Raw genomic sequence first — 11,740 nt, forward strand, 5'->3', positions numbered from 1 at the left:
GCGAAATACTATCCACGCATGACGCAACCCATGCGCCGACTGCTGGTCGGCCGTACCTGCGCGGCGCTGGCCACCGCGCTGATACCCACCACGCTCACGCTCGCGCTGCTTCGAGGACACGCCGCAGGCTCGACGGGTTCGGCAGGGGATCTGGGCCTGGTGCTGGCATGCGAACTGCTGCCCATGCTGGTGCTGCTGCCGGTCGCCGGCGTGCTGGCGGACCGCTTCCCGCCCCAGCGGGTCGTGCTCGCTGCCGATCTGCTCAGGGGCGCGGCACAGATCGCGATCGGCGCGGAGCTGCTCAGCGGCCTGGTCCGGGTGCCCGACCTCGCCGTGCTCGCCGCGGTCACCGGCGCCGCGGTCGCCTTCGGCACCCCAGCGGTCCGCACCCTGGTCGCGGCGACCGTCGACGCCGACCAGCGGCTGCGGCTGAACTCGCGGCTGGACGTCGCCACCGGCCTGGCCCAGACCGCCGGCCCCGCTACGGCGGGCGGCATGATGCTGATGCTCGGCGCCGGCTGGTCCTCGCTCCTGACCGGAGCGCTCTTCATCGGCTCTGCGACCACCCTGGGCGGCCTGCACACCCGCCGGGCCACCAGGCCGGCCGACGGCGGACACGCGGGGTTCGGGGCGCAGTTGCGCGAAGGCTGGACCGAGACCCGGCGCCACCGCTGGTTCCTCACCAATGTGCTGGGCCATGGAGTATGGCATCTGGCGGCCGGCTTCCTGCTCACCCTGGGACCGCTGATCGCCGTCCGGAGCATGGGAGGTGACGGCGCGTGGGTCCTGGTGGCCCAGCTGGGGACCGTCGGCATGCTGGTCGGTGCCTTTGCCGCAGGACGGTTGCCGATCCGCCGCCCGCTGGTCGGCGTGGCCGTGGGCGCGGCCGTCTTCGCGCTGCCACTGGCGGCCTTCGGGCTGGAACTGGCGCTGCCCTGGGCGGCGTCTGCGTACTTCGTGGCGATGTTCGGCCTAGGAGTGCTCAGCCCGCTGTGGGAGACCGCCATCCAACGCCGCATCCCGCAGGAGGTGCTCGGGCGGGTGGGCTCCTTCGACTCGCTGATCTCGTTTGCCGCCCGCCCGTTGGGCCTGGCCGTGGCTGTTCCGGTTGCCACCCTCGTCGGCACCTCGGCGCCACTGCTGGCAGGTGCGGTGCTCGTGGCAGCGGCGAACCTGGCCGTGCTGCTGCTGCCCGAGGCATGGGAAGACCCGGAGCCGGTCACGGCTCGGGGTGACGCCGGGCGCGAACCTGTGGCCGCGGCGGGCCAGGGTCAGTCGGAGGCCGGCTCCAGGGCAGCGGACAGCAGGTAGCCGGAGGAATGCAGACCCGGTGTCGGCCCGTGCCGTTGCTGACTGGCTGCCGTCGTGCCCATCGTGAGGGCCACGCCGGGGCGCCGATGAGGGTGATTGGGCAACTGCCGTACACAGAACAGGGCGTCTTGGTAGCTGGAAGGGTGTCTACGCCAACAAGCCGTCCAGCGTGGACACTCACGAGGTGGACTGACCACGAAGGTGCACTTGGCGGTCGAGCACCGACAGAAGCAGCTGTCCGTCCTGATCACGGCCGGCCATCGGCACGACAGTCCCCAGTTCCAGCCGGAGGTTCCCGAGCCAGCCGCGGCTACCTGCGCAGACGCAGCATCCGCTGCACGATTCCGGAGAAGTCCGACCAGATCTGTAACCGCAGGAAGCCAGGCGCTCGCGGCGGTCGCCCGCTGAGGTTCGACAAGGCCGACTACCCGCGAGCGGCACGCAGTCGAGGGCGGGATGAACCGCCTCAAGCGCCACCGGGCGGTGGCCACGAGGTACGACAAGCTGGCCGTCCGCTACAAGGCCACAGTCACCATTGCCGTCATCACCGAGTGGCTGTGATCGCTACAGTGGTCCGCCACTTGCTGGGCCGGAGGGCGACCCTCCGACCCAGAAGGTCAGCGCCTTCCGTCCACCTCCCAGCGACCGCCGCATCACATTGACCAGTCGCACCTGCGCCTGAGCCACCTCCGCGCTGGCCCCCCGGAACTCCTCCTCGCCGAGTGGCGTACGGACCGGATCGACCTCCCGCGCGACGCGGTCCAAGAAGCGGTCGACCGACTGCCCAAAGCTGTCGACCTCTCCCGCAACCTCTGCGGGAGCGATCAAGCTGACCCGCGTCAGTACGGCGCTCCACTCGGCCCAGTCGTAGTCCCAGCCGCGACGGTCGGCGTGTGCTCGCTTGATCACCATGGTGAACTTGGCGTAGTGGCTCAGGAGTTCTTGGTAAGCCACCAGCTGCTGATCCCGCGACCACTGATGGTCCTGGCCCCGTCTGGTGACGATCCCGCCTACCAGCACTCCGACGGTCGCCGAGGCCGCTCCAGTAACGGTCGTGATCAGCGCTTCCAGCAATGCCACCCCAGCCCCCGTGCCCAGCAACCTGCGTTCGATCCCCGGTCGGAACGTAACACTGGTGCATCTTGGCGCGTCAGAGCATGCGATGGCCTCATAGCGGGCGATCATCGGCGGCCGGCCGACGCTTTGGAAACATGCTGATTCTGATGCGAAGCCGCCGCCTCGTGCGCGGCTTCGACCAACCAGCCCCGGGCCACCAGCCGCTGCGGATGACGGCCCAGAACGTGTCGCTCGCTTGGTTGCGGGCTCCATCAGGTGGACCTGTCTGGCCTGACAACCAGCTGATCTGTGGTGTCGGTGCCATGTCGGAGCCGTGTCGGCGGGCTGTCGGTCGGATATCGGTGGCTCGTCGGCGGGGGCTGGCACCTTTCCAGAGGCGGCCGGCCGGAGCTCACCGGGCGGCCCGATCCGGAAGGAACCACCATGCACACAGCAGTCACGATCATCGGCGCCGGACTCGGCGGACTCACGCTGGCCCGCGTCCTGCACGTCCACGGGATCCCGGTCACGGTCTACGAGGCGGAGTCCTCCCCCTCGGCACGCGCGCAGGGCGGACTGCTCGACATCCACGACTACAACGGGCAGCTCGCACTCAAGGCAGCCGGATTGATGGACGAGTTCCACGCCATCGTTCTCGAGGGCCGTCAGGCTCTGCGGGTCCTCGACCGGGACGGGACCGTCCTGTTCGACCAACCAGACGACGGCACGGGCGGACGCCCTGAGGTGCAGCGCGGCGACCTGCGACAGATCCTGCTCGACTCGCTCCCGGCAGGCACCGTGCAGTGGGGGCACAAGGTCAGCCGGATCCGTGCGCTCGGCGAAGGGCGCCACGAGGTCACGTTCGCCGCCGGCGGCACCGTCGTCACCAGCCTTCTGGTCGGCGCGGACGGCGCGTGGTCACGGGTCCGGCCGCTGCTGTCGAGTGCCGTACCCGAGTACATCGGGAAGTCGGTCGTCGAGACCTACCTGTACGACGCTGGTACACGGCACCCGGCTGTCGCGAAAGCGGTCGGCGGCGGGATGCTGATCGCTCCTTCGCCGGGCAGGGAGATCTTCGCTCACCGGGAAAAGGACGACACCCTGCACGGCTACGTGGGGCTGTCCAAGCCTCAGGACTGGTTCGCCGCCATCGATTTCGCCGATGCCGCCACGGCCACCGCACGGATCGCGCAGGAATTCGACGGCTGGGCGCCGGAGCTCACCGCGCTGATCACCGACAGCGACGTCGCGCCGGTCCTTCGTCCCCTCTATGCTCTGCCGGCCGCGCACCGGTGGGACCGGGTGCCAGGGGTGACCCTGCTCGGCGACGCCGCCCACCTCGCGGCTCCCAACGGCGAGGGCGCCAACCTGGCCATGCTCGACGGCGCCGAACTCGGCACGGCCCTCGCCGCGCATCCCGACGAGATCGAGACGGCGCTCACGGAGTACGAGCAGGCCATGTTCCGCCGCAGCGCCGAGACCAACACCGACGAGATGCCCGGGGTCGACTCCGCCGACAACACAGCCCAGGGCCTGATCAAAATTTTCGCCGAGAAGGGCCAATGAGCCACTCCGGCCGGGACCGTGGAATACCCGTCGCTTTCTGAGGATCGCCCTGCGAGGCCGTACGGTCCGCAGGGCGATCCTCGGTCCCTTCAAGGACCGGCGTCATTCAACAACCCCGGGCCACCGTAGGCCGGTCGTGGACGTGCTGCCGACCCCACCTCCGAGGCGTTCGCGGCCTGGCTCAAGGACCATCCCGGCACGGAGATCATCAGTAGGCTGCACACCGACTATCAGATCGTGTTGCCACGACAAGGGCGGGGGTTCCGTGTCGGATGCAGTGCTGAATGTCGTGATCGGGCTGATCACGAGCGTGGTCAGCGGCGGGTCCGTCTGGGCCTGGAAGCGTGTGAGCGCCGCTCGCATCCTGCACCAGAAGCAGGCACTCCTCGGCCTGCGGCCCGGCGTACCGTGCGTCATCATCCTGAACAGCCACTGGCAGATGCCCACCGTTACCGAGCATGGTGACGTCTACGCGATCATCGAACTTGCGATGCTCGCCGAGGAGTCAGGGTGTGCGTTCTCTCTCGTTGCCGCAGAAGCACCGGAGCTCAATGGGGATCGCACCGAACTGAGCATCGGTGGCCTGGGGTCGAACCGACGCAACGTCGAGTACCTGGCGAGGCATCTGCCCGGTGTGAAGGTCAATCGACGTGGTGACTTCACCGTCGGTGATGAGCGCTTCCTCCACAAGTACGGTCGAACGGACCATGCGCTGGTCGCGAAGTTCACCCCTTCCCAGTCCGCACAGCCGGTGCTCATGATCATGGGGCAGTCGGCGATCGCCAACCGTGCGGCGGTACACCTGCTCAAGCACGACTACAAGCGTCTCACCAGGGAGATCGACTCCCTCGATCGATTCTGTCTCATGCTGCGCGTCGACGCCGCGGATACCTACGGGTACCAGGCCGTCGAAGTCGCCGGCGACCTGTCGGCTGTCGCGTTCTAGCACAGCCGCGCCCCTGCGGAGGCCGGCCGGCTCCGGAGAACCTTCTCGGCCATCGGTAACGTGACCGCCGTGATGGTGGGCAGCGAAGACACCCGGCTGGTCGTTCTGCGCGGCAACAGCGCCTCAGGGAAGTCGTCCGTTGCCGCCGGTCTGCGCGAGCGGTTCGGCCGCGGCCTGGCCCTGGTCGCCCAGGACAACCTCCGCCGCGTCGTGCTCCGCGAACGCGACCGGCCCGGCGCCGCGAACATCGGCCTGATCGACCTGACCGCCCGCTACGCCCTGGACGCCGGATTCCACGTCGTGATCGAAGGCATCCTCTACTCCGACCGCTACGGCGACATGCTCGCCCGACTGCGCGCCGACCACCGCGGCTCCAGCCACGGCTACTACCTGGACGTGCCGTTCACCGAAACCCTCACCCGGCACGCCACCAAGCCGATCGCCGACGACGTCAACGAGACCCAGCTGCGCGAATGGTACCGGGAGCGCGATCTCCTGCCCGGCGGCATCGAGACCGTCATCGGAGCCGACAGCGCTCTCCACGAGACCGTCGACCGCATCATGAACGACACCGGCCTGGTCCACCTGCCCGCCGTGGACCGCTGACCCGGTATCTGCGACAGAGGCGCCCCTGCGTGTCGTAACGGCCATGTCTGGCTATGGCGGGAAGGCCTGCTGCGCCGTCTTCGAGCGGTGTGTGGATCTGTGTGGGAAACGGAACTTCGCCGCGACCCAGACGATCCTGGAGGCGTCAGGTCAGGGCCGGCCGACCCAGCTGCCGCAGCAGCAGCTGCACCCGGGCGACCCGCATGTTCCGGTGAAGGGAAGAGACGTCATGAGGGAGGTCTTTGAAGGGACTTGCGGACGTCATCGATGCCGTGGGTGTTCCGCCGCCGCTGGCTGTCGGGGCCCGTGAGCATTCGACACACCTTCCGCGCCGAGCGATCCAGCGGGAGCGAACTCCTGAATTCCGGCACGAGGAACTTCTGACGGACTCGCAGGCTCACCGCGCGCGGCCGTTCACCGGCGCCGGTGAACGCCGGGGCACCCTGGCCTGCCCTGCCTGACCCCCGTCGCCGCACAGTAGCGCTCCGGCGGAGCCCTCCCACACCCCCGCCGCCTCCACCTCGCCGGCCCACCTCCCACGGACGCCGGACCGGCGCGCGCCCCGCCGTCGCACACTCGAGCGCCGTACGCCTCACCACCGTACACATCACCGCCGTACGCCTCACCACCGTACACATCACCGTCATGCGCGCCACTGTGGCTCCCCGGCGCCACGAGCCGCGCCCGCCTGCCGCGCGACCGGACCGCCCGGCAGGCGCTCCGGTCACCCCTGCACCGCTCCCCCGCTCCCCCCCCACCGCAACGCCCGGCAGGCCGCGCACTACTACTCCGCCGCGTTCGGCATGCGGCTGGTCGCCTACCGTGGCCCGGAGACCGGCTGCCCCCAGACGGCGTCCTACGTGCTGGTCTCCGGAGGCATCCGCTTCGTCGCACCGGTCGGCGCACCGACGCCGAGCCCGGCGAGCGTCAGTGCCGATCTGCTGCCGCTCTGCCGCCCGCTCGACCGGGTGCGCCGTTACGGCAATACCGCCGACCGTCGGCGCCGCTACGACCGGTGCCGTCGGTGGCCGGACGGCTTCGCGGTGCTGGGGGACGCCGTCGCCCACACCAACCCCGCGTACGGGCACGGCCTGTCCGTCGCGGCGGCCGGCGTGCTGGCGCTCGCCCGCGAGCTCGAACGCCGCGGCCCGGACGCCGGAGGTCTCGCCGGCCACGTCCAGCGGGCCGTCTTCCACGGCACCCGGGCCGCCTGGTCCCTGGCCACCGGCGAGGACGTCGCCGGAGCCCGGCCCAGTCGGGCCGACGCGCTGCCCCCTCGGCTCAGCGACCGGCTACAGGCGGTGTCGGTACGCGCCGACGGCGGCAGGGGCGACGCGGACGCCGTGCTCGGCGCCCTCGTCCGCCTGGGCACCCTGGAAGGGCGGCCGACCGAACTCGCCCGTCCGCGCGCGCTGCGCGCACTGCTGCGCGGCCCGGCGCCGGCGCCCGTCACGACCCCCGAACCTCCGCTCAGCACCAGCGAGTCGGCGGCCCTCGGGCACCGGCCGCGCCCCCTCCGGCACACCCCTCGGGCCCGGGCGCTCCACCCCGCACGAACTGGAGGCCCGTTGATCCCCGCCTCCCGGGCTCTTGTCCAACACGGCGCGGTGCGGGCTGTATCACCGGGGGCGGCCAGGGCGGTACCGGTCGAGTACCGGCTTGAGCCCTTCCGCCACAGCCGATCGGACCACACCGCCGGGTCTGTTCCGGCTGCGGCCCGCGCCGAAGAGCACGAAGTGCGAGCTCCAGTCGGCATCGAAGTACACCGCGCCCTTCAACGTGAGGTCGGCTGGAGGTTCGCGGTCTGGATAGGGCGGCAGGGCGGGTGGTGACCAGGCACCCCCCGCCTGCCCCGGCCGCGCTGTGTCATGCCGGCGTGGCGCCGCCGCCTGGGCCCGGAACGTCTCGTACTCGTCACGACCGGGGACAAGGAGAACGAGTCGTTCCCCGGGCAGCAGCCGTGTCGCCTCCCTGAACTCCCACAGCAGTCCGGGACCCAGCCCCACAGCCATCACCACCAGCCGCGCTCGCCCCATCAAGTCCCGGACGGTGTCCTGCCAGTCGTCGATCGGCAGATACAACCGCCGGGCACCGACCAGAGGAAGCCGCTCCCCCGGCCGGCCCACGGCCACCATCGGTGCCACCAGCTTCAGGGCCTGTGCCAGTTGCTCCTCCTCGGTCCGCGCAGACAGCGGCAGGTCCGACAGCACCGCGCCCGGCCCGGGGGCCGGATGCCGGTTCTCCTCCAGGGCCGTACGCCCGACGTCGTCCTCGAAGGACCTCAGGTAGAGGGTGAACGAGTCCCTGGGGAGTTCTCCCGGGGACCGGATGATCGCCGCGAGGTGCTGCCGTCCGAGCACGGCGAGACGACGCGCGCCGAACAACAGGGTCTGGGCGCACACCACCACGAGGGGAACGAGGAGGTCGAGATCCCACCAGGGCACCAGCGAGTCGCTCCCCAACCCGTAGACCGCGTCGAACGCCATGACCGGCAGGAAGAGCCGCAGACGACTGAAACCCTGGACGCTCGGAGGACGTCGCAGCACCACAGCGCGTACGGCCCCGAGCGCCACGGCCCCGGCCACGATCACCCCCGCGGCTACGACGGTCGTGTACCACCAGGGAGCACGCAGCCAGACCGCATAGGCGGCCAGCCTGGACGGGAACCGGGCGGCCTGCCAGTGGTTGAACGCGGCCAGGGCAAACCCCAATCCCACAAGGCCCGTCAGCCAAGCAGCGGCCAGGAGCAGCACACCCCGGACGCGGGACTGCCTCGGTACGGCGGACCGTAAGCCCCCGCTTCCCGCTTCGTCCGCTGCTATCTCGGCGCGTTCCCCCCGCTTCTTCCTCACTGCCTCGCCTCTCCTCCCGAATGACTGCCCGCCAGCTCCCACGGGCTGCCGACACCGCTGTGCATGGTGCCCGACCGGCGGGACGAACGCACTCGGCTTCGGACACCCGACGCACCGGACTTCCTCCAGCGATCCGCATCTTCCCGCCTTGAGCTTCACGTGAAGCTGTACTGAGGACGCAGGCCGAAGGCGCCCACGCGCACCGGAGCCGGCGACGTACGGAGTGAGCGCTGCCCCCCGAGTAGCGAGGGATGCTCCTGGACGCATGCGGGCACCTTGCGTCCTGGTGTGCTGGTTACCGGCCAGCAGCAGCTCGGAGGCGTCGCGGGGCGTCGGGATCTGGATCTCGGTCATGCCCGTAGCCCAGGACTCGGCGCCAGCGGTCGACGCGGCACCTGGCCCCTGCGTAAGCCTCCGCCATGAGGCGTCCCACACGTCCCATGGCACCGCCACGCGAGCGGGCTCGGCGGGCGCGGGGCCCGGACCTTCCGTAGATTGAGGAGCGAGCGACTGGCAGGAAAAGTGCGCGTGATGCCGGAGATCGACTATCCGGGGGTGTTCGCCGCCCTTCCGAGCCCGTGCCTGGTGCTCGGCACGGACCTGGTGATCGCGGCTGCCAACCAGGCATTTTGCGAGGTCACCGGGCGAAGCCTGGTCGAGCTGCTCGGGCAGTACCTTTTCGACGCCTTCCCGGACGACCCCGCCGACCCGGAGGCGGACGGGGTGGACACGCTGAAAGCCTCACTGCACCGGGTCCTGCTCTCCGGCGAGACGGATCACATGGCGTTGCAGAAGTACGACATCCCGGTCGCCGGAAATCCCGAGGTGTTCAAGGAGCGGTGGTGGACGGCGATCAACGTGCCGGTCCTGGGCCCGGACGGAAAAGTCACCTGGATCATCCACCGGTCGGAGGACATGACCGACGTCGTCCGTGCCCACCGCACGGCACATCCGCCGTCGGTCAGTCCCGGGCGGGAAGCGGCCATGGAGGCCGAGCTGTATGTCCGGGCGCGGCAGCTACAGCAGCTGAACGAAGAACTGCGGCAGGCCCACGCCCGTGAACGGCGGGTCGCCGTCGCCCTGCAAGAGGCCATGCTTCACTCCCCCGACCTGGCCCGGCATCCGGATATCGCCGTGCGCTACCTGCCCGCGACCGGCTCCCTGAACGTGTGCGGAGACTGGTACGACGCGGTGGACCTGCCCGGGGACCGTTTCACCGTCGCAGTCGGTGACGTGGTCGGCCACGGGCTGTCGGCCGCCACCGTCATGGGCCGGCTCCGCAGCGCGCTGAGCGCCGCCACCCGCGCCGTCCACGGCCCCGCCCAGGCCCTGGAGGTGCTGGGACTCTACGCCCGCTCGGTGGAGGGGGCACTGGCCGCCACCGCCGTACAGGTCCTCGTCGACTGCCACAGCCAGCTCCTCGTCTACAGCAGCGCCGGCCACCCCCCACCCGTCCTGCTCCACCCCGACGGCTCCTGCGAGCTGCTCGACCAGGCCACCGACCCACCGCTGGGCGCCCGCCCCGAACACGTCCCCCGCCCCCAGGCCAACGTGACCTACGCCCCCGGCGACACCCTCGTCCTCTACACCGACGGCCTGATCGAACGCCGCGGTGAGGACATCGACACCGGCCTGACCCGCCTGACCTCCGCACTCGCCACCTGCGCCGACTTCGGCGCGGAACACCTCGCCGACGCCCTCCTCGCCCGCCTGGGCCTCACCAGCGGCGCAGACGACGACATCGCCATCGTCGTGGTCCGGCTGGAACGAATGACCCGTCCATACTGATATAGCCGCGTGTGATCATCATCGTCTCAATCGCTTGCGCTTGCGCGGGGCCCGAGCACAATCGGCGCGTGCAGATCTTGTCCTTCCCGGAAGCAGCCACCCCCGCCGACCTGCGGGTCCAGGTGAGAGAGATCCAAGAGCAGGCATGGCCGTCCGAGTCCGGGCCGGACGCTCCGGTGGACGCCCCGATCCACGATCCTGCACTGCGCCCGTCGTCGCTGCTGCTCGTGGACGAGGGGACCGTGCTCGCCGCGCTGGACATCCTGTTCAAAGAGATCGTCCATGCCGGTCAGTGCCTTTCGGCTGGTGGGCTGAGCACGGTGGTGACGAGCAAGCGGGCGCGTGGTCGTGGGTACGGCCGGCATCTGGTGACAGCGGCGCGAGAGAGGATGATCACCCAGGGCCTGGACGTGGGCCTCTTCACGTGTGATCGCCCACTGCGGGCGTTCTACGAGAGCGCCGGTTGGCGTGTGCTTCCGGGAGCCGTACTCATCGGAGGAACACCGCAGGCTCCCCTTCCCAGCGATCAGCCCGGCTTCGACAAGGTCACGATGGCAGACTTCTTCTCGGCTGCGGGCCGTCAGGCGCTGGCGTCGTTCCCTCACTCCCGCATCGAGCTGTATCCAGGGGAGATCGACAAGCTTTGGTGATGGGCGCCAACCGGAGCAAGCAGCCGACTGGCCGTCAGTCTGCCGTGTCTGTCGGGCGGGGAAGGCGCAAGGCCGCCGCGAGGCCGAGCAGGGCCACTGCGGTGCCGACCGTCCAGACGGTCCGATAGCCGGTGAGGTTGTCGCCCTGTGCGGCCAGGACCGCCGCGGTGGTGGCCGAGCCGACGGCGATGCCCAGGCTGACCAGCAGTTCGAACAGGCCCTCGGCGGCGGTCTCCTCGACGCGCACGCCGTCGATCACCAGGACCCGGGTCGCGCCCGTGATCAGCCCCAGCCCGGCGCCCGCGAGGACGAGCGCCGCCTCGACCCCGACCACGGTGGAGGGTGGCAGCAGCATGCCCACCGTGCCCGCGACCAGCAGTCCCGCGCCGGTCACGGTGACCCGCCGGAAGCCGGCGACCCGCCCGAACCGGCTGGTCAGCGCACTGAACGCGGCCATCGGGCAGAAGGCCGGCAGCAGTACCGGCCCAGCGGCGGCGGGTTTCAGTCCGAGCCCGGCACGGTCCGTCAGATAGGCGGCGTAGGAAACCTGTCCGCCGATGACGACGAAGTTCACGCAGCAGCCGACCGCGAACACCGGTAGCAGGCTCGGCCGGAACAGCCGGCGTACGTCGATCAACGGTGCGGAGGAGCGCAGTTGGAGCGCCGTCCAGGCGGCGAGCAGCAGCAGGCCGGTGCCGAGGCAGGCGAGCGTTGCGGGGGCCGTCCAGCCCCAGACCGCGCCCTGGTGCAGTGCGAGCACCGCCAGCACGAGGCCGGCCGACAGCAGTGCCGACCCGGCCCAGTCGACGCCGTGTGCCGCAGACACGTCGCCGGACGGCTCGTCGCGGGGCACCGTCCCCAGCATGGCGAGCCCCGCGAGTGTGCCGACGGCGGGTACCCACAGCGCCGGCACGGGACCGGCCGCGTGCAGCAGCAGTGAGGTGCTCACGCTGCCGAGCAGTAGG

The 11,740-nt window shown here is 70.4% G+C and carries 9 protein-coding genes; 6 read left to right on the forward strand and 3 right to left on the reverse strand.

Annotated features, from left to right (window positions below; all coding sequences use genetic code 11):
* The first annotated feature begins 18 nt into the window (after positions 1 to 18).
* The gene (locus ACFVIU_RS32495; protein ID WP_385846928.1) at positions 19 to 1,311 is read left to right on the forward strand and encodes an MFS transporter; all 1,293 of its coding nucleotides are present in this window, start codon (positions 19 to 21) and stop codon (positions 1,309 to 1,311) included.
* A gap of 564 nt (positions 1,312 to 1,875) precedes the next feature.
* Here the strand turns inward: ACFVIU_RS32495 and ACFVIU_RS32500 are convergent.
* Entirely contained in the window at positions 1,876 to 2,391 is a 516-nt protein-coding gene (locus tag ACFVIU_RS32500; RefSeq protein ID WP_385846929.1) for a hypothetical protein, read from the reverse strand.
* Between the two features lie 420 nt (positions 2,392 to 2,811).
* Here ACFVIU_RS32500 and ACFVIU_RS32505 point away from each other — a divergent pair, with 420 nt between their 5' ends.
* From ACFVIU_RS32505 to ACFVIU_RS32515, 3 genes are all read left to right on the forward strand, one after another.
* Entirely contained in the window at positions 2,812 to 3,933 is a 1,122-nt protein-coding gene (locus ACFVIU_RS32505) for an FAD-dependent oxidoreductase (RefSeq protein WP_385846931.1), read from the forward strand.
* A 265-nt stretch (positions 3,934 to 4,198) separates the two neighbouring features.
* The gene (locus tag ACFVIU_RS32510) at positions 4,199 to 4,879 is read left to right on the forward strand and encodes a hypothetical protein (protein ID WP_385846932.1); all 681 of its coding nucleotides are present in this window, start codon (positions 4,199 to 4,201) and stop codon (positions 4,877 to 4,879) included.
* Between the two features lie 72 nt (positions 4,880 to 4,951).
* Positions 4,952 to 5,485 (forward strand): kinase, encoded by a 534-nt coding sequence (locus ACFVIU_RS32515; RefSeq protein WP_385846933.1) that lies wholly within the window; start codon positions 4,952 to 4,954, stop codon positions 5,483 to 5,485.
* Between the two features lie 1,619 nt (positions 5,486 to 7,104).
* On the opposite strand, the gene ACFVIU_RS32520 is transcribed toward ACFVIU_RS32515, so the two are convergent.
* On the reverse strand, positions 7,105 to 8,238 hold the full coding sequence (locus ACFVIU_RS32520; protein ID WP_385846935.1) for a hypothetical protein: 1,134 nt from the start codon (positions 8,236 to 8,238) through the stop codon (positions 7,105 to 7,107).
* Positions 8,239 to 8,865: 627 nt separating this feature from the next.
* Between ACFVIU_RS32520 and ACFVIU_RS32525 the strand changes: the two genes are divergently transcribed.
* Both ACFVIU_RS32525 and ACFVIU_RS32530 read left to right on the forward strand, forming a co-directional pair.
* Positions 8,866 to 10,125, forward strand: a complete 1,260-nt coding sequence (locus tag ACFVIU_RS32525; protein WP_385846936.1) for a SpoIIE family protein phosphatase — start codon at positions 8,866 to 8,868, stop codon at positions 10,123 to 10,125.
* Between the two features lie 68 nt (positions 10,126 to 10,193).
* Positions 10,194 to 10,775, forward strand: a complete 582-nt coding sequence (locus ACFVIU_RS32530) for a GNAT family N-acetyltransferase (protein ID WP_385846938.1) — start codon at positions 10,194 to 10,196, stop codon at positions 10,773 to 10,775.
* A gap of 34 nt (positions 10,776 to 10,809) precedes the next feature.
* Here ACFVIU_RS32530 and ACFVIU_RS32535 read toward each other — a convergent pair whose 3' ends face one another.
* Complete coding sequence (locus tag ACFVIU_RS32535) at positions 10,810 to 11,724, reverse strand: hypothetical protein (RefSeq protein WP_385846939.1); 915 nt, start codon at positions 11,722 to 11,724, stop codon at positions 10,810 to 10,812.
* Positions 11,725 to 11,740 lie beyond the last annotated feature (16 nt).

This window comes from Streptomyces sp. NPDC127190 (assembly GCF_042672505.1).
Lineage (GTDB): Bacteria > Actinomycetota > Actinomycetes > Streptomycetales > Streptomycetaceae > Streptomyces.

What these genes read in the sequence shown, in the direction of transcription:
- ACFVIU_RS32495 (WP_385846928.1), top strand. Translation starts at nt 19, where the DNA reads ATGACGCAACCCATGCGCCGACTGCTGGTCGGCCGTACCTGCGCGGCG.
- ACFVIU_RS32505 (WP_385846931.1), top strand. Translation starts at nt 2,812, where the DNA reads ATGCACACAGCAGTCACGATCATCGGCGCCGGACTCGGCGGACTCACG.
- ACFVIU_RS32515 (WP_385846933.1), top strand. Translation starts at nt 4,952, where the DNA reads ATGGTGGGCAGCGAAGACACCCGGCTGGTCGTTCTGCGCGGCAACAGC.